This window comes from Corynebacterium sp. HS2168-gen11, assembly GCF_024834075.1.
In the GTDB taxonomy this organism is placed as follows: domain Bacteria; phylum Actinomycetota; class Actinomycetes; order Mycobacteriales; family Mycobacteriaceae; genus Corynebacterium.
In genome coordinates this window covers 111,453-132,626 of record NZ_JANUXR010000005.1, presented here as the reverse complement: position 1 = coordinate 132,626, position 21,174 = coordinate 111,453, and the positions used below count along the sequence as shown (strand labels likewise).

Here is a 21,174-nt window from a genome sequence, read left to right as displayed (position 1 = left end):
ACTGCATATGGCTTGTTATCAGGAAGTAGGTATCAACAATGGCTCCAAAGAAAAAGAAGAAGGTCACTGGCCTCATCAAGCTGCAGATCCAGGCAGGCGCTGCTAACCCAGCTCCTCCAGTAGGTCCAGCACTTGGTGCACACGGTGTGAACATCATGGAATTCTGTAAGGCATATAATGCTGCAACCGAATCCCAGCGTGGCAACGTGATCCCAGTTGAAATTACTGTCTACGAAGACCGTTCCTTCGACTTCAAGCTCAAGACCCCACCAGCAGCAAAGTTGCTGCTGAAGGCTGCTGGCTTGCAAAAGGGCTCTGGCGTACCTCATACCCAGAAGGTCGGCAAGGTTACCATGGCTCAGGTCAAGGAAATTGCACAGACCAAGATGGAAGACCTCAACGCTAACGATATCGATGCAGCTGCAAAGATTATCGCTGGTACCGCTCGTTCCATGGGCATTGAAGTTGAAGGTTAATCCTTCATAATATTTTCGTGGCAGGGCTCGCTTCAGCCCACTTTAACCACAACAACCTCAAAAGGATTGAATAATGAGCAAAAACTCTAAAGCTTATAAAGCAGTTGCAGAGCTGATCGACAAGGGTCGTCTCTACACCCCACTCAAGGCTGCTGAACTTGCAAAGGCAACCTCCTCCAAGAACTACGATGCAACCATCGAAGTTGCTGTACGTTTGGGTGTTGACCCACGTAAGGCAGATCAGCTGGTTCGTGGCACCGTTTCATTGCCACACGGCACCGGTAAGACCGTTCGCGTTGCAGTTTTCGCTGCTGGCGAGAAGGCTACCGAAGCTGAAGCTGCTGGTGCAGATGTTGTCGGTTCCGATGACTTGATCCAGAAGATCACCGAAGGCTGGACTGATTTTGACGTAGCAATTGCTACCCCAGATCAGATGGCTAAGGTTGGCCGCGTTGCTCGTGTGCTCGGCCCACGTGGTTTGATGCCAAACCCTAAGACCGGTACCGTAACCACCGATGTTGCAAAGGCAATCTCTGAGGTTAAGGGCGGCAAGATCTCATTCCGCGTTGATAAGGCTGCTAACCTTCACGCAATCATTGGTAAGGCATCCTTCGAGGCTGAGAAGTTGGCTGAGAACTACGGTGCACTTATCGACGAGATCCTGCGTCTGAAGCCATCTTCTTCCAAGGGTATCTACCTGAAGAAGTCCACGATTGCTTCCACCACCGGTCCTGGTGTTCCAGTGGATCCAACCATTCAGAAGAATTACGCTGCTGAGTAATTTGCTTCACGAGATCTTGATTTGAAGATCTTTTACGTGAAAAGGCGCAAGTATGACTACGGTCATAGTTGCGCCTTTTGCTTGCGTGTCGGCTCTTGGACGTTATCTGCTGTGTTGTTATAGCAAGAGTGCAATGTTATTGAATGAGTACGACAGCGTTGTCGCCACCGACACATCTCACATGCGCATGCGACAGCTTGCAGTCCATGTCATACACCTGTTCAGTGACTGGTGAATAAACGGGCAGTACCGCATCGACTATGCCAGTTTGTCGGTAATGCTCTATATAAGTATTGGCAACATTATCGGCAAACTCTTTACTGGTCTGGGGACTATTGGCCTTCCATCGAGTAAATCTTGTCGTTCTATCGGCATAGGCATTGGATCTGATTGAGTTGTTTGCCGAAGATCCTTCACGGTTCGCAGGTTCAGCTATCGTTTCATGTCGAGTAGCTGGTGTGCTCGGTTCCGGTGTCGTTATCGTTTCATGTGTTGTAGCAGGCGCGTGAGCTCTAGCTTCAGCTGTCGCCTTATGCGTTGTGGTAGGTGCACTAGTTATGGCTTTTGACGAAACCGAATCTGGTCGAGCGATAAACAAAGCAACCACTACGGCACCCAGAAACACCAACGAAATGATTAGGCTGCTAAGAAAGATGATGATAGTCCTTGATCGTGAAGAATGCGTCATCATGAATCCTTTCTTGGATATTAAGTTGTGGGCTACTGACCACCAGTTGCATTAAATATTACGCCTTTGTGCTGGTTTTCTGATATGTGTATGCATTGTTTTGAGAAAACTGTTGTTCTCAGGGAGTGCCTTCAAAAGACGTGTATTTCCCCAAGCTGATCGATCCTTAGTCGTCGATAAGCTCGGAGAAATGCATGTTGAAAGGCTGCTAATGTGTTGGAAAGCCATGCTCGCGCTTGTCTGCTGTTTGGGGCACATACAAAGGTGTTGGAATAATTTTGGGCTGCGCCTGGCATTACTCGCCGGACGCAGCCCAAACTCTTGCAGTATTAATTCATGTAGACCAATTTGGAGTCGCCGTAGCATTCTACATATGTTTCAAAGTGCTTGCAGTCCATGTCATATACCTGATCGTCCTCTGGTGAATAGACTGGCAGTACGACATCGCGGATGCCAGTTTGTTTATAGTGCTCCACATAAGCCTTGCCAACTATTTGAGCAAACTCCTTACTGGTGTCCGTGAGGCCAGGTTTAAAATTGGAATATTCCGATGTATCGCGATATGCAGTGGATCCATTGGCGCTATTTTTTGACGTTTCTTTACTGGTTTCAGATGCAGTTTTCGTCTTATCTTTGGTGGTAGAGAAGTTGATTGAGAGGAAATCTGGTCGTGACGCTGCCAAATAAAACACTGCAGCACCCATGATTATCAAAGCGACGAGTACTCCGCTGAGAATGATAAGGAAATTCGAGGATTTTGAAGAATTTGTCATCATGAAACCTTTCTAGAGTATTGAGTTGCGCGCTATTAAGAACTATGTTGTATCGCATATTATGCCGTCAAGCCTGTGCCTCAATACGGGGTGATGTGCTGCTTGTGAAGAAAATCGTTGCGTACATGGGGAGCGTTTACAAGATTTTGTGGAAGACGGCTAAAGACGATTACAGTTGCATGTGTAGTTGTTTCTTGCATGCAGCAAAAAGAAGCTCTTGAAAGAGTATTTGGGCTGTGTCTGGCATAACTCGCCGGACACAGCCCAATGTTGTATGTGGTGTATTAAATTTGCGTTTCCGATACGTTCATCAAACAACGTGCAGATAGTGGCAGGCGTGGTGAGATGCGAAATTGCTGTGAACAACTGGTAAGAAGTCGTGGTGTATCGGAAACGTGAATTGACTCGCGCGTAGGGACATGAGATTCGCGCGCTTGTTCTCTAATGGATCTCAGAGTTTTTATAGGGTGGTATCGCCAAAGGTATTAATAAACGTATACCACTGCGTCTCGACCGCCCGTACAGGTAGCAAAGTTACCATTGCTATCGCAATGCATGTCATATACTTGGTTGGTAACTGGTGAATAGACTCGCAGCACTCCCGTAAGTTTCCCAGTTTGGGAATAGTAGTTGTGATAAGCGTTACCAACATTTTTCGCAAACGCAGAGCTGGTGTGGTTATTACCAGCACTATAGCGGGTATATCGCTTTGAGTTGTGGCCGTCCGTGAGTTGTGGTTGAGGAGCAGGATTCGGCGTCGCAAACTCAGTAACCGTCACAACAGCGGCCTCACTTTGAGCCGGTGCTTCCCTGCGAGCTTCAGGTGTAGCAGGGCGAGCTGCGGTAGGGCGAGTTGAAGCCGACTGAGGCGCATGAGCGCGAGGTGCACTCAGTCCAGGTGCTGCCTGCGGCTGCGGGGCCTTTGCCACACTGGATGCCGCAGAAGTGGAATGAGTCGAATTAAACGAGAATAAATCTGGTTGAGATACCAGCAGGAAAACTAGTGCACCACCCATTAATAGAAGGGCAAAAAGTAGGCTGCTAAGAAAGATGATGATATTCGTAGATTTCGAAGAATTTGCCATCGTAAAACCTTTCTAGAGTATTTAGTTGCAAGCTACTAAGAACTATGTGGTATCAGATATTACATCGTCAAGCCTACGCCTCAATAAGGGGTGATTTGCATCCTTGTGAGAAAACCGTATAATACCTAGGGAACTTTAAAAAGATTATGTATCTTCATATAAGTTTCACCAAAGACCGTCGGTCAGCCTGAGGAAACGAAGGCTCGAAGGTTTCCAACTTGTTGGAACGGCCCACGCAGGAGTGACTTGGAACCAATTCCTTTCTAATGAAGAAAGAGTGTTGTGCCCTGTGCTCTTGCACGGGGCTTTTGTTATGAGAGCCTCGGCGGATAAACCTTAAATCATCTATGAGGAAGGAGGCGAAGTAATGGCAAATCTCAAGAACGTTGCATCTCTGGAAGATCTCAAGAAGCGCTTTGCAGAGCATGACGCATTCGTCTTGACCGAGTACCGCGGCTTGACCGTGGCTCAGACAACCGCACTGCGTGTGTCCCTCGGTGCTGATGTCCAGTACTCCGTCGCCAAGAACACCCTTTTGAAGCTGGCTGCACAAGACGCTGGCGTCGAAGGCCTCGATGACTTGTTCACCGGCCCAACCGCTGTTGCTTTTATTAAGGGCGAAGCTGTTGACGCTGCTAAGGCACTGAAGAAATTCTCTGCTGAAAACAAGGCATTCGTTGTTAAGGGTGGCTACATGGACGGCAAGGCTCTGAGCGCTGCTCAGGTCGACGCTATCGCTGAGCTTGACAACCGCGAGACCACTCTCGCAAAGCTTGCTGGCGCCATGAAGGGCAACTTGGCAAAGGCCGCTGGCCTGTTCAACGCTCCTGCTTCTCAGGTCGCACGCCTCGCAGCTGCGCTCCAGGAGAAGAAAGAAGCGTAAAGTTTAGCCACGTGGCTGACTTTAAAAATTCATACCCAACACTTTTGAGAAGTTCGTAGAAACAAACTTCTTATTGTAAACCGAAAGGAATACCACCATGGCTAAGCTCACCAAGGACGAGCTCATCGAGGCTTTCAAAGAGATGACCCTCATCGAGCTTTCTGAGTTCGTGAAAGAATTCGAAGAGGTCTTCGAAGTAACCGCTGCTGCTCCAGTTGCTGTTGCTGCTGCTCCAGGCGCTGCTGCTCCAGTTGAGGAAGAGAAGGACGAGTTCGACGTCGTTATCGAGGACGCTGGCGCAAAGAAGATCGGCGTTATTAAGGTCGTTCGTGAGATCGTTTCCGGTCTCGGCTTGAAGGAAGCTAAGGAGCTCGTTGAGTCCGCTCCTAAGGCTCTTCTCGAGGGCGTTTCCAAGGACGACGCTGAGGCTGCTAAGGCTAAGCTCGAAGAGGCTGGCGCAAAGGTTACCCTCAAGTAATTTTGCTTACTGCTTAAGAGTAAAACCCCAGATGGTGCTCCATGTACTATCTGGGGTTTTCCCATGCCGTCGAATCAAGGGCGGTTTCAAGTGGTTGTAAACGACTTTCAGGCAGCTTTGTAACCAAGAAATACCAATACACCATAGAGTTACGATCGTACGCGTTATGATGCTGCTGGTTGTCGGCTCACGTTACCAACACGCTGTATGTTGCACACGTGTTTGAGCCCATATTCAAGACTTCTCCACAATCTAGGTACAATGGGACACTATGCTACCTACTTCACGAATCGTTGCTGCCATGATGATTGGCATCGGTTGTATGCTCGCGGTTGTGGGCATTGTGCTGCCGCAAGCGGTTGCGTTTGATGCTCGTGTACCGCTTGAACTTTCACACCGTGAAGTGTCCCTGCGTGATCCCGCAGCGACGATGCGCGTAGTTGGTGACGGTTCGACCTATGACGGTCCTGCGGAAAAGCGTATCCATGTCAGCTTCTTGCCGCCTTTTGATGCCCAAGAAGTTACCGCCCAAGTGGGCGTGACGCTGGTACGCGGCGAAGCTGATCGAGCGCATGTTGCAGATATTTATACTGCCGAAACGTTGAATTATTCGTTTGATCGAGTCACCGGTGCGAATTTGAGTCCGGTGAAGATTATCTCAGAGTTGGCAAGTCCTGCTCGAACGGTGGAGTTTGCCGGATTGTGGCTGAAGTTTCCGGCGCCAGTGGCGCAAACCGCCTATGAATTCTTTGATCTTGGACTCGAAGCTACGGCACCTATGGTATTTGAGCGTTCCAGTATGCGCGAAGGCCGTGAGCTCTATCATTTCGTGCAAGAAATTGCGCCGACCGAACTTGCTGGCCGGTATCCTTCGGTGCTGCATGAAACTGTGATTGATGATAGCGTCGCCAAGCTTATGCATGCGGTGAAACGAGAAATCACTGTAGATACCATCAGCGGTCTGATCGTAGATATATCCGAGCAGGTTGATGATGTGTATGTTAATGAGGAAGGTCAGCCAGTAGGGGTTGCGCTGAAGTTTCATGGCATGCTTGATGAGTCTGATAAGCAAGCACTGTTTGCCCAAGCTGCACGCATTTCCGATCAGCATTGGATTCTGTGGGTGCTATGGGCATTGACCGGCGTGGGCGTGTTGCTGATTCTTGGTGGGCTCGCTGGAGCGTTTCTGCGGCGTCAGTAGCCGGCAATTGGCGGTGTGGTGGACGCAACAACGGTCAAGAGTCTGCTAGATTATTGACTGCCTTCGCCAGCGCAGTGGCCTAGTGTGGAGGGCAAGTACCTGGAAATGAGAGATTCCAGTGCATGCTTGACGACGTTTGTGCAGTGGTGTGTGAGCTCGATCAAAAGCACAGCATATGGCTGTACCGCGTGGAATGAATTACATCGTTGTAAGCTCTACACTGTAGTTTTTGAGAAAAAGTTGCATGAAGGGGACCAATTGTCCTAAGGTGAGTGCGAGTTCTTTGCGTGGGCGGCTGACGCCGATGAATAATTTCCGCTATAGCTCTTTACTTTTGAGCAATTTTACAGTAAAGTTAATCGTTGCTCTGGAATCTCTCGACCCTGTAGTATGTTCGACCTTGATCAGTTAGGCAAAAAGCCAATTTGACAAGGTCATTCAGTGCTATATGGGTACAGGTTTCCTCTGCAGACCGAAATTGCTCATATACCAGCGGTTTTGATGGCCAATATTGCGGGGCCGTCATCCGCGTGAGGTGCTGGAAGGACCCATCTTGGCAGTCTCCCGCCAGACCAAGGCCACTATCCCTGGGGCTCCCGAACGTAAATCGTTCGCGAAAATTAATGAACCCATCGAGGTCCCAGGTCTTCTCGATATTCAGCTGGAATCTTTTGCTTGGCTGATTGGTTCGCCAGATTGGCGTGCCCGTCGTCAGGAGGAATTAGGAGAGGGCGTACGCGTTACCTCCGGACTTGAGGATATTCTCGAGGAACTTTCTCCAATTCAAGATTATTCCGGCAATATGTCCCTTTCTTTGTCTGATCCTCGCTTCGAGGATATTAAAAACACTATTGATGAGTGTAAAGACAAGGATATTAACTACTCTGCGCCACTGTACGTGACTGCAGAATTCGTCAATAACGACACCGGCGAAATTAAGTCCCAGACGGTGTTCATCGGTGACTTCCCGATGATGACCGACAAGGGTACCTTCATTGTGAACGGCACCGAGCGTGTCGTTGTTTCACAGCTGGTGCGTTCTCCTGGTGTGTATTTCGACCAGACGATCGATAAGTCGACCGAGCGTCCACTGCATGCGGTGAAGGTGATTCCTTCTCGTGGTGCATGGTTGGAGTTCGACGTCGATAAGCGCGACACCGTTGGTGTGCGTATTGACCGTAAGCGTCGTCAGCCAGTGACCGTGCTGTTAAAGGCATTGGGCTGGACCACCGAACAGATCCAAGAGCGCTTCGGCTTCTCTGAGATCATGATGTCTACCCTCGAAGCCGATGGTGTTGCGAACACCGATGAGGCTTTGTTGGAGATCTACCGCAAGCAGCGTCCAGGCGAGCAGCCAACGCGTGACCTTGCACAATCCTTGCTGGATAACTCCTTCTTCCGTGCGAAGCGCTATGACTTGGCAAAGGTGGGTCGTTACAAGGTAAACCGCAAGCTCGGTTTAGGTGGCGACAATGATGGTCTGATGACCCTCACCGAGGAAGATATTGCAACCGCAATCGAATACCTCGTGCGTCTGCACGTAGGTGAAACCACGATGACCTCGCCAACTGGCGAAGTTATTCCAGTGGAAACCGACGATATTGACCACTTTGGTAATCGTCGTCTGCGCACTGTTGGTGAATTGATTCAAAATCAGGTTCGTGTGGGTCTGTCCCGCATGGAGCGTGTGGTTCGTGAGCGCATGACCACCCAAGATGCTGAGTCGATCACCCCAACCTCGTTGATTAACGTGCGTCCAGTTTCGGCTGCTATTCGCGAGTTCTTCGGAACCTCGCAGTTGTCTCAGTTCATGGACTTGAACAACTCTTTGTCGGGTCTGACCCACAAGCGTCGTTTGTCCGCATTGGGCCCAGGTGGTCTGTCACGTGAGCGTGCCGGCATTGAAGTCCGTGACGTTCACGCTTCCCACTATGGTCGTATGTGTCCAATTGAGACTCCCGAAGGTCCAAACATTGGTCTGATCGGTTCCTTGGCTTCGTACGCGCGTGTGAATGCTTTCGGTTTCATCGAAACGCCATACCGCAAGGTTGTCAACGGTGTTGTGACCGACCAGGTTGATTACCTCACTGCTGATGAGGAAGACCGCTACGTGGTTGCTCAGGCAAACACGGAATTCGACGCCAACGGTGTGATCACTGAAGATCGTGTGACCGTGCGTTTGAAGAACGGTGATATTCAGGTTGTTTCTGGTCAAGAAATTGACTACATGGACGTTTCTCCACGTCAGATGGTTTCTGTTGCAACCGCAATGATTCCATTCTTGGAGCACGACGACGCTAACCGTGCCCTGATGGGTGCGAACATGCAGCGTCAGGCTGTGCCACTGGTGCGTTCTGAAGCGCCACTGGTTGGTACCGGTATGGAGTTGCGTGCTGCATATGACTCTGGTGACTTGATCATCAACAAGCATGCTGGTGTAGTTGAGAACCTTTCCGCTGATTTCATCACCGTGATGGCTGATGACGGCAAGCGTGAAACCTACCTGCTGCGCAAGTTCGAGCGTACCAACCAAGGTACCTCCTATAACCAGAAGCCACTGGTCAGCATCGGCGATCGCGTCGAAGAAGGCCAAGTGCTTGCAGATGGTCCAGGTACCCATAATGGTGAAATGGCCTTGGGTCGTAACCTGCTCGTGGCATTCATGCCATGGGAAGGTCACAACTACGAGGACGCTATCATTTTGAACCAGCGTTTGGTTGAAGAAGATACGCTGACCTCCATTCACATCGAAGAGCACGAAATTGATGCCCGCGACACCAAGCTTGGTGCCGAGGAAATTACCCGTGAAATTCCAAATGTTTCCGAAGACGTGCTGAAAGACCTCGATGAGCGCGGTATCGTGCGTATCGGTGCTGACGTACGTGACGGCGACATCTTGGTTGGTAAGGTCACGCCAAAGGGCGAGACTGAGCTGACCCCAGAAGAGCGCTTGCTGCGCGCTATCTTCGGTGAAAAGGCTCGCGAAGTTCGCGATACCTCGATGAAGGTGCCACACGGTGAAACCGGTAAGGTCATTGGCGTTCGTCGCTTCTCGCGCGAAGACGATGATGATCTCAACCCTGGCGTGAATGAAATGATTCGCGTCTATGTTGCGCAAAAGCGCAAGATCCAGGACGGCGACAAGCTTGCTGGTCGTCACGGTAACAAGGGTGTTGTTGGCAAGATTCTGCCACAAGAAGATATGCCATTCTTACCAGACGGTACTCCAGTGGATATCATCTTGAACACCCACGGTGTGCCACGTCGTATGAACATCGGCCAGGTGCTCGAAGTGCACTTGGGTTGGTTGGCAGCTGCTGGTTGGAAGATCGATACCGAAGATCCTGCCAACGCACAACTGCTGCAAACCCTGCCAGAGGAACTCTACGATGTTGCTCCAGGTTCGTTGACGGCAACGCCGGTATTCGACGGTGCTTCCAACGAAGAACTTGCAGGCCTGCTGCGTAACTCCCGTCCAAACCGTGATGGCGAGGTTATGGTCAACGAAGAAGGTAAGGCGATGCTGTTCGACGGTCGTTCCGGCGAACCATTCCCATACCCAGTTTCCGTTGGTTACATGTACATCCTGAAGCTGCACCACCTGGTTGACGAGAAGATTCACGCTCGTTCAACCGGTCCATACTCCATGATTACCCAGCAGCCACTTGGTGGTAAGGCCCAGTTCGGTGGCCAGCGCTTCGGTGAGATGGAAGTGTGGGCAATGCAAGCTTACGGTGCTGCATATACCCTCCAAGAGCTTTTGACCATCAAGTCTGACGACGTTGTTGGTCGTGTGAAGGTGTACGAGGCAATTGTCAAGGGCGAGAACATTCCAGACCCAGGTATTCCTGAGTCCTTCAAGGTCTTGCTCAAGGAGCTGCAGTCGCTGTGCCTGAACGTGGAAGTCCTTTCCGCCGACGGTACGCCGATGGAGCTTTCTGGCTCAGACGATGACGAGTTCGACCAGGCTGGTGCCTCCATGGGCATTAACTTAAGCCGCGACGAACGCTCAGACGCTGATATTGCCTAATCTGCCAGGTCTGCTTTTCGACGCTCGGAGGAACCCCTCCAGGTGGGCGTCGCAAAGCAGGCGGAATGTAACTAGTAACAACAACTTCTACGGAAAGGGAGTTACGTGCTCGACGTAAACTTCTTCGAAGAGCTCCGCATTGGCCTGGCCACTGCCGACGACATTCGTCGTTGGTCAAAAGGTGAGGTTAAAAAGCCGGAGACAATTAACTACCGTACCTTAAAGCCTGAGAAGGACGGTCTATTCTGTGAGCGTATTTTCGGTCCAACGCGTGACTGGGAATGTGCTTGTGGTAAGTACAAGCGCGTGCGCTATAAGGGCATTATCTGTGAACGATGTGGCGTTGAAGTCACAAAGTCGAAGGTACGCCGCGAGCGCATGGGCCATATTGAGCTTGCCGCTCCAGTGACCCACATTTGGTACTTCAAGGGTGTTCCATCTCGTTTGGGCTACCTGCTTGATCTTGCGCCAAAAGATCTTGAGCGCATTATTTACTTTGCTGCCAATATCATCACCAGCGTTGATGAAGAAGCACGCCATAACGATCTGACCACTTTGGAAGCAGAAATGCTTTTGGAGAAGAAAGACGTTGAGGCTGATGCCGATTCAGAGATCGCAGAGCGTGCACAAAAGCTGGAAGAGGACTTAGCAGAACTCGAAGCTGCTGGTGCGAAAGCTGATGCTCGCCGCAAGGTGCAAAACGCAGCTGATAAAGAAATGCAGCACATTCGTGAGCGTTCTGAGCGAGAAATCGCACGCCTGGACGAAGTGTGGCAAACCTTTATCAAGCTTGCTCCAAAGCAGATGATTATCGACGATAACATCTACGAAGAGCTGGTTGACCGCTACGAAGATTACTTCACCGGTGGTATGGGTGCAGAAGCTATCCAAACCTTGATCCGCAACTTTGATTTGGATGCTGAAGCTGAAGAGCTGCGCACCATCATCAATGAAGGCAAGGGTCAAAAGAAGATGCGTGCCTTGAAGCGCCTGAAGGTTGTTGCAGCCTTCCAGCGTTCTGGCAACGATCCAGCTGGTATGGTGCTCGACTGCATTCCAGTGATTCCACCAGAGTTGCGCCCAATGGTGCAGCTCGACGGTGGTCGCTTCGCAACCTCTGACCTCAACGACCTCTATCGTCGTGTGATTAACCGCAACAACCGCCTCAAGCGCATGATTGATCTGGGTGCACCAGAAATTATCGTGAACAACGAGAAGCGCATGTTGCAGGAATCCGTTGACGCACTGTTTGATAATGGTCGTCGCGGTCGTCCAGTTACCGGTCCTGGTAACCGCCCACTGAAGTCCCTGAGCGATCTGCTCAAGGGTAAGCAGGGTCGTTTCCGCCAGAACCTGCTGGGTAAGCGTGTTGACTACTCGGGCCGTTCGGTTATTATCGTTGGTCCACAGTTGAAGCTGCACGAGTGCGGTTTGCCAAAACTGATGGCACTGGAATTGTTCAAGCCATTCGTGATGAAGCGTCTGGTCGAAAACGATTATGCCCAGAACATTAAATCGGCAAAGCGCATGGTTGAGCGTCAGCGCCCAGAGGTTTGGGACGTGCTGGAAGAAGCCATTGCACAGCACCCAGTGATGCTCAACCGTGCACCAACCCTGCACCGCTTGGGTATCCAGGCCTTTGAGCCAAAGCTCATCGAAGGTAAAGCAATTCAGCTGCACCCACTTGCCTGCGAAGCTTTCAACGCTGACTTCGACGGTGACCAGATGGCTGTGCACCTGCCACTGTCTGCTGAAGCACAAGCAGAAGCACGCATCTTGATGCTGGCATCGAATAACATTCTTTCGCCTGCATCGGGTAAGCCATTGGCAATGCCTCGTCTGGACATGGTGACCGGTCTTTACTACCTGACCATGGACAAGGCAGAGCATGAATTCGGTGGCAAGGGCGCATACAAGCCTGCAACTTCCGAAGGCCCTGCAACTGGCGTGTACTCCTCAGTAGCAGAAGCAATTATGGCCTATGACCGTCATGAGCTTGGTCTGCAAGCAAAGATTAAGGTACGTATTTCGCACCTGCGTCCACCTGCAGATATTGAAGCTGAGCAGTTCCCAGAAGGTTGGGAAAAGGGTCAAACCTGGTTGGCAGATACCACCTTGGGTCGTATCTACTTCAACGAGTTGTTGCCTTGGAACTATCCATACCTTGAAGGTGTGATGGTTCGTAAGGGCGGCGGCAGCGACAAGATCATGCTCGGCGACGTCATTAATGACCTTGCTGCTAAGTACCCAATGATCACCGTTGCACAGACCATGGACAAGATGAAAGACGCAGGTTTCTACTGGGCAACTCGTTCTGGTGTGACCATTGCAATGTCTGACGTTTTGGTTTTGGACGACAAAGACGAGCGTCTGGAAAAGTACGAGCTCGAAGCCCGCAAGGTGGAGCGCAAGTACTGGGAGCAGGGTGCTCTCACCGAGCGCGAGCGCTACGATCGCCTCGTGGAATTGTGGAAGAATGCCACCGATGAAATCGGTAAGGCAGTCGAGGATCTGTATCCAGACGACAACCCAATTCCAATGATCGTGAAGTCTGGTGCTGCTGGTAACATGCGTCAGATCTGGACCTTGGCCGGCATGAAGGGCATGGTTGTGAACTCACGTGGTGAGTACATTACCCGCCCAATTAAGACCTCCTTCCGTGAAGGTCTGTCGGTGTTGGAGTACTTCAACAACTCCCACGGTTCCCGTAAGGGTCTGGCCGATACCGCACTGCGTACCGCTGACTCGGGTTACCTCACCCGTCGTCTGGTGGACGTGGCCCAGGACGTTATCGTGCGTGAAGAAGACTGTGAAACCCGTCTTGGCATTAAGGTGCCAGTGGCAGTTCCTGTCAAGGACGCCGACGGCAATGTCACCGGCTTTAGCGCTCACAGCCTGATCGAAACCTCAGTTCATGGCCGTGCACTCAGCATCGATGTGAAGCAAGGTGAGGAAGTACTGGCTGAAGCTGGCGCGTATCTCTCTGATGCCCTCGTCGCAAAGCTGGTTGAAGCTGGCGTGACCGAAGTCAAGGTTCGCTCTGTTTTGACCTGTCAGACCGCAACCGGTGTGTGCGCGAAGTGCTACGGCATTTCCATGGCATCCGGTAAGCAAGTTGATATTGGCGAAGCTGTTGGTATTGTGGCTGCACAGTCCATTGGTGAGCCTGGTACCCAGCTGACCATGCGTACCTTCCACCAGGGTGGTGTCGGTGGCGACATTACCGGTGGTCTGCCTCGTGTGCAGGAGCTTTTCGAGGCACGTGTTCCAAAGAACCGTGCACCAATTGCCTCTGTTGCAGGTACGGTCCACCTCGAAGACGAAGGCAACTTCTACACGCTGACCATTACGCCAGATGATGGCTCTGATGATGTCATCTACGAGAAGCTGTCGAAGCGTCAAGGTTTGGCAAATGTCAAGGTACCAATGAGCTCGACTCCTGGTGCATACATTGAGCGCACCATTCAGGAAGGCGATCACCTCGAAGTTGGCGATCGTTTGCTGCGTGGTCCTGCTGATCCGCATGACGTTCTGGAAATTCTGGGTCGTCGTGGTGTCGAACAGCACCTCGTTGATGAAGTGCAAGCGGTTTACCGCGCACAGGGTGTGGCTATCCACGATAAACACATCGAAATCATCATCCGCCAGATGCTGCGTCGCGGTACCGTGATTGAATCTGGTACCACCGAGTTCCTCCCAGGTACCTTGGTGGATCTGGCAGAAGCAAAGGCAGCCAACGCAGAAGCTTTGGCTTCCGGCGGTCAGCCAGCCGAACTGCGCAGTGAGATCATGGGTATTACCAAGGCTTCCTTGGCTACCGAATCATGGTTGTCCGCTGCATCCTTCCAGGAGACCACTCGTGTGCTTACCGACGCTGCCATCAACAAGCGTTCCGATAAGCTCATCGGTCTGAAGGAAAACGTGATCATCGGTAAGCTGATCCCAGCTGGTACCGGTATTGCGCGTTACCGCAACATCGCAGTGAAGCCAACCGAGGCTGCTCGCAATGCTGCATACTCCATCCCAACCTATGGTGATTCCATCTATGGTGACGATGGATTCGGAGACTTCACCGGCGCATCTGTGCCATTGGATGAGGCCTTCGAACTCTAAGCAACGTATGAGTAGAACCCGCAATTTCTTCTAATACGGTCTGCAGTAGATAACAAAAGCCGCCAGCTCCTGAAACAAGGAGGTGGCGGCTTTTGGTTTGAAAACGGATTGCGGTGAGTGTGGGGTGGGAGCGAGGTGTGGGCGTGCTGCCCGGGTGCACCGCAGCTCAGCGTGGAGTGCAGCGCCGGCTGACACCCCAGCCTCGCAGCAAACACTGACGCAGGTGCCCCTTGTCCTACGCAGATGCCATAGATTCCGGATGCCACGGATTTCCGTTCGCATCCCGTGCTTGCTGTACCACGAGCTGCAAACCATATCCTTTGACCTTCTCTATCAGCTGGTCAAGATGACGTTGCACCGGACTTGGCGACCACACAGTTGTGCGCACTTGTAAATCCACCTCGGCTGCTTGCAGAATCGCCAAGGATTCCCACACCCGATTGCCGATATGGCCCGGACGCTGAATCACAAGTTCCATATCTTGCGGCATTGCCTTAATATCCAAGCCGATCCAATCAGGCGTGGTCGCAGGGCTTGCCACAAGCGTACGAATCTTGGCTGGCGAAAATCCCGAAGTGTGCAGCCCAACGGCAAAACCAGCAGCATGAAGCTTGGCAATTGCCGCAGGTAATCCCGCGTGCATCAGAGGTTCACCCCCTGATATGACCACCCCATCAATGAGTGTCCGCCGAGATTGTGCCACCAGCAAAGCGTCGTCAAGCGTCAGCGTGGTTGGACGCATTGGCTGCAAAGTCGGATTGTGGCAATACCCGCAGCGCAGTGGGCATCCTTGGGTAAAGATGCTCACTGTGATATTGCCTGGCCAGTCGGTTGCGGAAAATGGGATAATGCCAGCGATTGGCAGGCTAGGAGATGAGGGCTTCATCGAAGTAGGTGCGCTCGGCAAACTCGCCCTTTTTGCCCACGTTGAAGCTATGAACCGGACGGAAATATCCCATCACCCGAGTCCAAACCTCGGTCGTCGACCCGCACTGCGGACAGCTATGATGCTCGCCGCTGATATAGCCGTGTTCAGGGCAAATCGAATACGTTGGCGTGATCGTAATATATGGCAGTCGGTAATTCTCCAACGCGCGGCGCACCAATTTTGCACAAGCCTTGCCGTCGCTCATCGCCGCACCCATGTACAGATGCAGCACTGTGCCACCGGTGTATTGCTGCTGCAATTGCTCCTGATGCTCTAAGGCCGCAAACGGATCAGGGGTATAAGATACCGGCAGCTGGGAAGAATTGGTGTAGTACGGATGCTCCGGGACGCCCGCTTGAAGAATATCTGGATACCGCGCCGCGTCCTCCTTGGCAAACCGGTAAGTAGTGCCCTCAGCCGGGGTGGCCTCGAGGTTATACAGGTGGCCGGTGTCCTCCTGAGCTTGCATTAAGCGAGCATTGATGTGTTCGAGCAGGTCAACTACAAATTGCTTGCCCTCTGCGGTGGTGATGTCTTTGGTGTCGCCAAAGAAATTGCGCACCATTTCATTACAACCATTGACGCCGATCGTCGAGAAATGGTTATCCAGGCTCGGCAACCAGCGCTTGGTGTACGGATATAAGCCGGCATCGATTTGCTTTGCGACGAAGACCCGGCGGCGTTCGAGGGTATCAATGGCAATATCTATTAAGGAATCTACCGCGCTGATCAGGGCTTGTGGATCACCGGCGTGGAGGTATCCTAGGCGGGCGCAGTTTAATGTGACTACACCGATCGAGCCGGTTAGTTCTGCCGAGCCAAACAAACCATTTCCGCGTTTGAGCAGTTCGCGCAGATCCAACTGCAACCGGCAGCACATCGAGCGGATCATGCCAGGGTCAAGATCAGAATTGATGAAGTTTTGGAAATATGCCAGGCCGTATTTGGCGGACATTTCAAAGATTGCCTCGGTAATTGGGCTATCCCAATCGAAATCTTTTGTGATGTTATAGGTTGGGATTGGGAAGGTAAAAGGTCGCCCAAGCGCATCGCCTTCTGTGAGCACTGCCGTAAAAGCCTTGTTGATCATGTCCATCTCGGCTTGGAGTTCGCCGTAGGTGAAATCGACCATCTCGCCGCCGATGAATGGATAATGATCGCGCAGATCATCTGGGCAGTGCAGATCAAAGGTGAGATTGGTAAATGGCGTTTGGCTGCCCCAACGAGAAGGCACGTTGAGATTGAAGACCATTTCCTGCAGGTTTTGGTAGACCTGTTCGTAGGTGAGATTGTCCAGACGGACAAACGGCGCCATGTAGGTATCGAAGGAACTGAAAGCTTGAGCGCCAGCCCATTCATTTTGTAAGGTGCCAAGGAAATTGACCACTTGGCCGCAAGCAGAGCTGAAATGCTTTGGCGGAGCAGAAGAAATCGCACCGCGAATGCCACCGAAGCCTTCTTCTAGCAACGAGCGGAGCGACCAGCCGGCGCAATAGCCCGAAAGCATATCGAGGTCGTGAATGTGGAGAGCGCCATCACGGTGGGCGAGACCTGCTTCAGGGGAAAAGACCTCATCAAGCCAATAGTTTGCGATTTCGCGGCCAGCTGTATTTAGAATCATGCCGCCTAAGGAATAATCCTGGTTTGCATTCGCATTCACTCGCCAGTCGGCGCGAGTGAGATAGGAATCGATATTCATGTTGCTCATGAGCAAAAGATTAGACCTCGGACAGATGGTAAATCTACTAGATATGTAGATTTAGACGATTGTCTTTTCTATATATTGTGGTTGTCTGATGTCATTGTGTGAGTATGAGGGGCTATATGTAGAAAACGTGGGATTACTTACACCCATGTAATTTCCCATGTAATGTAAAACCCCTCAGGGGTTCGTTCAGTTCGTGAACACCTGAGGGGCGAATGCGCTTGCAACTATTACAAATAGTGCGTATGACATGCAGATATGTAATTGTAATACTTACTTACGCGAAATTGCTGGCAATCGTAGTGCTGCAATCTGCGCTTAGAAACGGAAATTACCCAGCTTGAATGCCGTACCAACGTTGTTGCGCATCAGTCCTACCAACGCTGCCACGATCGCAGCAAGCACGGTCAATACAGACACAACACTTGTAATGATGGTGGTCTGTGAAGAACCTGGCTGTGGAGCAGTGCTGCTGGTAGTTGGGACCGGCTGCTGCTTCGTTGGCTGAGAGGTGGTTGGCTTTGGTGCCGGTTTTTGTGTGGCAGTCGAGGTTGCTGGAGCAGGTTCTTTGCGCGGTGTGGTGGTAGGTTTTGCGCTGCTCGTTTGAGGTGCAGTGGTTTTGCGTGGCGTCGTTTTAGGCGCGGTAGTTTTGCTGCTTGTCTTAGGGGCAGTTGTCTTGCGTGGTGTGGTGGTAGGAGCAGGTTCTTTGCGCGGTGTGGTGGTAGGTTTTGCGCTGCTCGTTTGAGGTGCGGTAGTTTTGCGTGGCGTCGTCTTAGGAGCAGTGGTCTTGCTGCTGGTTGTAGGAGCAACGGTTTGCTTCGCGTTCACCTGGAATCGAACCTCAACGCGCGTCGTCGAACCATCGGCATAGGTGATCAACACAATTCCGGAAGTGCTACCTGCCTGTGACAAATCTGGCTGAGTCTGCCAGCTAAACGTTGCTGTGGTAGGCAACTCGTCGGCATTTGCAATACCAGTGCGAGCTGCTGGAACCTGAGCACCAACAGTGACCGTAGGACTTGCAGCTACTGGATTGTGACGAGTATTTTCCTTTTTCTTATGAGCTTCAGTGAGGAACTCGACAGTGACAGTTTCCTCAGAATTATCCGGATAGTGCACCACTATCACACCAGTGGTGGTTCGATCAGCGCGTGGATCCGGTTGCGTTTGCCAACGGAACGTAGTGCCAGCAGGCAAATCTCTTACATTTTCAATGACTGTATGTGCTGCTGGAATTGGTTCATCGACTACGAGGAAATAATCATTCGCCGGCTTTGGAGTATAGGTGCTGGCTTGGGTCGGGATAGACGCGCGATCAAGTCCAGATCCAAAGGTCTGTGGTGCAACGAAAGTTTCTTCAAGACTATTATCAAAACGTTGCGTCGACACTGCTTGCTGTGGCGGAATCTCGCCGAGCTTGATGGTATCAACTTTTACATTTTGTGCATTATAGAGTGAGATTTGAGTCGTGCTTTGGTGATACGCCAGTTGTGCAAGCACCAAGAATGACACTCCATGCTGCTGCACGGTTGCACCTGAGTTATTTTTTGGACGATCAGGATCGACCGGATCATTTCCGAGCTGGTAATACGCGCGCTGACCAGCGGCAACCGTAGCCGTGTGCTGGAAACTTTCCGAACCACCGCTGATTTCCCAACCATCGGAATCTTCAAGTTTTACTGTCCAGCCATCCAAATCGATAGTGTGATTGGTGGTGTTGAAAACTTCAAGATAGCGCACGTTTACAGGGCTACCAGGGCCAAAACCCGTGCTTGCTTCAGTGATCTGAATTTCAGGTAACGCATCAGTGGCAACTGCCTGGTTCGCACCGACGAGCAATGACGACACTGTTGCAAAAGACAATAGTGTCAACAAACGATTTCGTGACATAATTAGCTTTCTGTTCTTCACTCAACAGGTGTGTTTCAGTATTAAGAAAACACAACAATGACGATGATATATAAGTCGAAATATCACTAGCGAAAATCATTTTAGAACATTTCCGTCTCATACCGCAGCCTGAAGTTTCACGCAGCGATCTCCGAGTAGACTGGCTAGTATGAGCCGGATCAAACAGACTTTCCGCAGCACTAGCTTCTGGATACAACTAATGATTCAAGTTGTTGTTGTACTTGCTTTTGTGACTGCGAGTGAACCAGGCATTTTTTATGAAGACTTCAAAATGCTGCACATGGCTGAATGGCTCAAACCAGTGCACATTGGATTTGCGTGGACTGGCCTTGCAGTAGTGTTTGTGGGCTTAATACTGCAACGCTTTTATCCTTATCAGGGGGTGAGCGTTGTTGCAGGTGGACTGCTTTTGCTCGCATTATCCCCGTGGATGGTTTTGCCACTTGCCTGGATCATTGTTTGTTTTGAAACTTGGTACATTGCCGCGAACTTCTTTAAACATCGCCGCCAGTGGCTTTTGACACTGCTCATCGGCAGTGAGGTCGGCATGATTCTATCCGTCACTTACCCATTCTTCTTCTATGACAGTCAGCGATATGTGCAACTGAAGGAACTCGGAGGTGCCGGATTAATTGTCGGACTGTTTTCCACGGCGTTGACATGGGGATCAATCGCAGTGTTTTGGAAAACTGGCAGCACCACCTTTGAGCAGCGCTATCAAGTCAAAATCCTAGAAGAACGTGCTGCACTCTCAGCTGTGCTGGAACGCAACCGCATTGCACGTGAAATGCATGACATTATCGCCCATTCGCTCACGGTGATTATTGCGCAATCAGATGGCGGTAGGTTTGCAGGTAAAAAAGATCCAGCAAAAGCCCTGGAAGCCTTATCCGTCATTGGCGAAACCGGGCGAAGTGCACTGGCAGAAATGCGTTCGCTGTTAAGTGTGCTGGCAGAACCTGACAAACATGAACGCGACCTAGAAATCAACTCAGGGATCAGTGCTATTGAAGACCTCGTCAAGCAGGTGCGACGCACCGGTGTGAATATCGACTATCGGGTGCTAGGAACTCCTGCGCAGGTGAGCGAAAAGACTGGGCTCAGTGTGTTTCGCATTGTGCAAGAATCGCTGACCAACGCAATGAAACATGCCGCAGGGGCGTCGATAAGCGCAGAAATTGACTGGCGCACCACCGGCGAACTGTCTGTCACCATTAGTAACGCACTCGGCGCGGGAATGGCGAATACGGCGGGAAGCGGGCGCGGTGTGGTCGGGATTCGAGAACGGGCGGAAATTTTGCGTGGGCATGCTGAGATTGGTGCCGACGATATGGGACGATGGAAGGTACATGTGACGCTGCCGCTGGAGGGGAAATGAAAATAGGGCTCGCTGACGATCAGGCGCTGGTACGCGCCGGGTTTGCAATGGTTTTGGACTCGCAAGACGATTTAGAGGTGGTATGGCAAGCCGACGACGGCGAACAGGCCCTGGCGCTTGCGACGCGAGAGCCTGTCGACGTGGTCCTGATGGATATTCAGATGCCACGGATGAATGGAATCGAAGCCACAAAAGCCATTGTCCAGCAGAAACTGCAAACCCCTGAGGGGCAGCCTATTCGGGTGATTGTGCTGACCACTTTCGACACGGATAACTACGTTGTCGCTTCGGTGGAAGCCGGCGCATCAGGGTTTTTGCTGAAAGATAGTTCGCCAGAAGCACTCATCGAATCTGTACGGACCGTTGGAGAAAGTTCAGCGGTCATTAGTCCAAGTGCGACGATGAAACTGTTTCGTCATTTGCGGCAGTCGAAAGCAGAGATGACGCCGGTGAGCGAAGAAGAAGTGCGCGTGGATAAGCAGCAATTGGCAGTGCTGAATCAGGGGTTGTTGGATAATCTCACCGAACGAGAAGCAGAAGTGCTGGCCTGCATGAGCTTTGGATGGTCGAATCAAGAAATTGCGCAGCGGCTGTTTATTTCGCTGCCGACGGTGAAAACGCATGTCGGGCGGATTTTGTCCAAAACTGGTTCTAGGGATCGAGTGCATGCGGCGTTGTTTGCGATACGGGTTGGATTAGTGGATCCGTCTTCCTCAGGGGGTTGAGAAAAGAGATGGTCATACT

Annotated in this window: 14 protein-coding genes; 9 read left to right on the top strand and 5 right to left on the bottom strand. The window is 51.3% G+C overall.

Features of this window, described 5'->3' with window-relative positions; genetic code table 11:
- Positions 1-38: 38 nt before the first annotated feature.
- Both rplK and rplA read left to right on the top strand, forming a co-directional pair.
- Entirely contained in the window at positions 39-476 is a 438-nt protein-coding gene (gene rplK / locus NXS99_RS05160) for a 50S ribosomal protein L11 (RefSeq protein ID WP_259287593.1), read from the top strand.
- A gap of 73 nt (positions 477-549) precedes the next feature.
- Positions 550-1,257, top strand: coding sequence for a 50S ribosomal protein L1 (rplA, locus tag NXS99_RS05155; protein ID WP_259287592.1), 708 nt, complete (start codon positions 550-552; stop codon positions 1,255-1,257).
- A gap of 1,017 nt (positions 1,258-2,274) precedes the next feature.
- On the opposite strand, the gene NXS99_RS05150 is transcribed toward rplA, so the two are convergent.
- Positions 2,275-2,721 (bottom strand): hypothetical protein, encoded by a 447-nt coding sequence (locus NXS99_RS05150; RefSeq protein ID WP_259287591.1) that lies wholly within the window; start codon positions 2,719-2,721, stop codon positions 2,275-2,277.
- Positions 2,722-3,203: 482 nt separating this feature from the next.
- A complete protein-coding gene (locus NXS99_RS05145) occupies positions 3,204-3,803 on the bottom strand; it encodes a hypothetical protein (RefSeq protein WP_259287590.1) in 600 nt (199 codons plus the stop codon).
- 367 nt (positions 3,804-4,170) lie between these two features.
- Between NXS99_RS05145 and rplJ the strand changes: the two genes are divergently transcribed.
- The 5 genes from rplJ to NXS99_RS05120 all read left to right on the top strand — a co-directional run bounded on the left by rplJ (position 4,171) and on the right by NXS99_RS05120 (position 14,508).
- Positions 4,171-4,686 carry a 50S ribosomal protein L10 gene (gene rplJ / locus NXS99_RS05140; protein ID WP_259287589.1) on the top strand — a complete coding sequence of 172 codons (516 nt, stop codon included), beginning with the start codon at positions 4,171-4,173 and terminating at the stop codon, positions 4,684-4,686.
- Between the two features lie 97 nt (positions 4,687-4,783).
- On the top strand, positions 4,784-5,164 hold the full coding sequence (gene rplL / locus NXS99_RS05135) for a 50S ribosomal protein L7/L12 (protein WP_259287588.1): 381 nt from the start codon (positions 4,784-4,786) through the stop codon (positions 5,162-5,164).
- 271 nt (positions 5,165-5,435) lie between these two features.
- Positions 5,436-6,365, top strand: coding sequence for a DUF3068 domain-containing protein (locus NXS99_RS05130; RefSeq protein WP_259287587.1), 930 nt, complete (start codon positions 5,436-5,438; stop codon positions 6,363-6,365).
- Between the two features lie 535 nt (positions 6,366-6,900).
- Complete coding sequence (locus tag NXS99_RS05125) at positions 6,901-10,395, top strand: DNA-directed RNA polymerase subunit beta (protein ID WP_259287586.1); 3,495 nt, start codon at positions 6,901-6,903, stop codon at positions 10,393-10,395.
- A gap of 105 nt (positions 10,396-10,500) precedes the next feature.
- Positions 10,501-14,508, top strand: a complete 4,008-nt coding sequence (locus NXS99_RS05120; RefSeq protein ID WP_259287585.1) for a DNA-directed RNA polymerase subunit beta' — start codon at positions 10,501-10,503, stop codon at positions 14,506-14,508.
- Between the two features lie 235 nt (positions 14,509-14,743).
- Here NXS99_RS05120 and NXS99_RS05115 read toward each other — a convergent pair whose 3' ends face one another.
- The 3 genes from NXS99_RS05115 to NXS99_RS05105 form a co-directional block, all read right to left on the bottom strand.
- Positions 14,744-15,394 (bottom strand): anaerobic ribonucleoside-triphosphate reductase activating protein, encoded by a 651-nt coding sequence (locus NXS99_RS05115; protein WP_259287584.1) that lies wholly within the window; start codon positions 15,392-15,394, stop codon positions 14,744-14,746.
- The gene (locus NXS99_RS05110; protein ID WP_259287583.1) at positions 15,375-17,144 is read right to left on the bottom strand and encodes a ribonucleoside triphosphate reductase; all 1,770 of its coding nucleotides are present in this window, start codon (positions 17,142-17,144) and stop codon (positions 15,375-15,377) included. The genes NXS99_RS05115 and NXS99_RS05110 overlap by 20 nt, the downstream gene beginning before the upstream one ends.
- A gap of 315 nt (positions 17,145-17,459) precedes the next feature.
- The gene (locus tag NXS99_RS05105) at positions 17,460-19,031 is read right to left on the bottom strand and encodes a Rib/alpha-like domain-containing protein (protein WP_259287582.1); all 1,572 of its coding nucleotides are present in this window, start codon (positions 19,029-19,031) and stop codon (positions 17,460-17,462) included.
- A gap of 169 nt (positions 19,032-19,200) precedes the next feature.
- On the opposite strand from NXS99_RS05105, the gene NXS99_RS05100 reads away from it, so the two are divergent.
- Together NXS99_RS05100 and NXS99_RS05095 are read left to right on the top strand one after the other, a co-directional pair.
- Positions 19,201-20,430, top strand: a complete 1,230-nt coding sequence (locus tag NXS99_RS05100; protein ID WP_259287581.1) for a sensor histidine kinase — start codon at positions 19,201-19,203, stop codon at positions 20,428-20,430.
- Entirely contained in the window at positions 20,427-21,155 is a 729-nt protein-coding gene (locus tag NXS99_RS05095; RefSeq protein ID WP_259287580.1) for a response regulator transcription factor, read from the top strand. The genes NXS99_RS05100 and NXS99_RS05095 overlap by 4 nt, the downstream gene beginning before the upstream one ends.
- Positions 21,156-21,174: the final 19 nt, after the last annotated feature.

Bases quoted from the DNA above. Each gene is read 5' to 3' on its own strand.
- NXS99_RS05115 (WP_259287584.1), bottom strand. From the start codon at position 15,394: ATGAAGCCCTCATCTCCTAGCCTGCCAATCGCTGGCATTATCCCATTT.
- rplJ (WP_259287589.1), top strand. From the start codon at position 4,171: ATGGCAAATCTCAAGAACGTTGCATCTCTGGAAGATCTCAAGAAGCGC.
- NXS99_RS05150 (WP_259287591.1), bottom strand. From the start codon at position 2,721: ATGATGACAAATTCTTCAAAATCCTCGAATTTCCTTATCATTCTCAGC.
- rplK (WP_259287593.1), top strand. From the start codon at position 39: ATGGCTCCAAAGAAAAAGAAGAAGGTCACTGGCCTCATCAAGCTGCAG.
- NXS99_RS05095 (WP_259287580.1), top strand. From the start codon at position 20,427: ATGAAAATAGGGCTCGCTGACGATCAGGCGCTGGTACGCGCCGGGTTT.
- rplL (WP_259287588.1), top strand. From the start codon at position 4,784: ATGGCTAAGCTCACCAAGGACGAGCTCATCGAGGCTTTCAAAGAGATG.
- NXS99_RS05100 (WP_259287581.1), top strand. From the start codon at position 19,201: ATGAGCCGGATCAAACAGACTTTCCGCAGCACTAGCTTCTGGATACAA.
- NXS99_RS05105 (WP_259287582.1), bottom strand. From the start codon at position 19,031: ATGTCACGAAATCGTTTGTTGACACTATTGTCTTTTGCAACAGTGTCG.
- NXS99_RS05130 (WP_259287587.1), top strand. From the start codon at position 5,436: ATGCTACCTACTTCACGAATCGTTGCTGCCATGATGATTGGCATCGGT.
- NXS99_RS05145 (WP_259287590.1), bottom strand. From the start codon at position 3,803: ATGGCAAATTCTTCGAAATCTACGAATATCATCATCTTTCTTAGCAGC.
- NXS99_RS05110 (WP_259287583.1), bottom strand. From the start codon at position 17,144: ATGAGCAACATGAATATCGATTCCTATCTCACTCGCGCCGACTGGCGA.
- rplA (WP_259287592.1), top strand. From the start codon at position 550: ATGAGCAAAAACTCTAAAGCTTATAAAGCAGTTGCAGAGCTGATCGAC.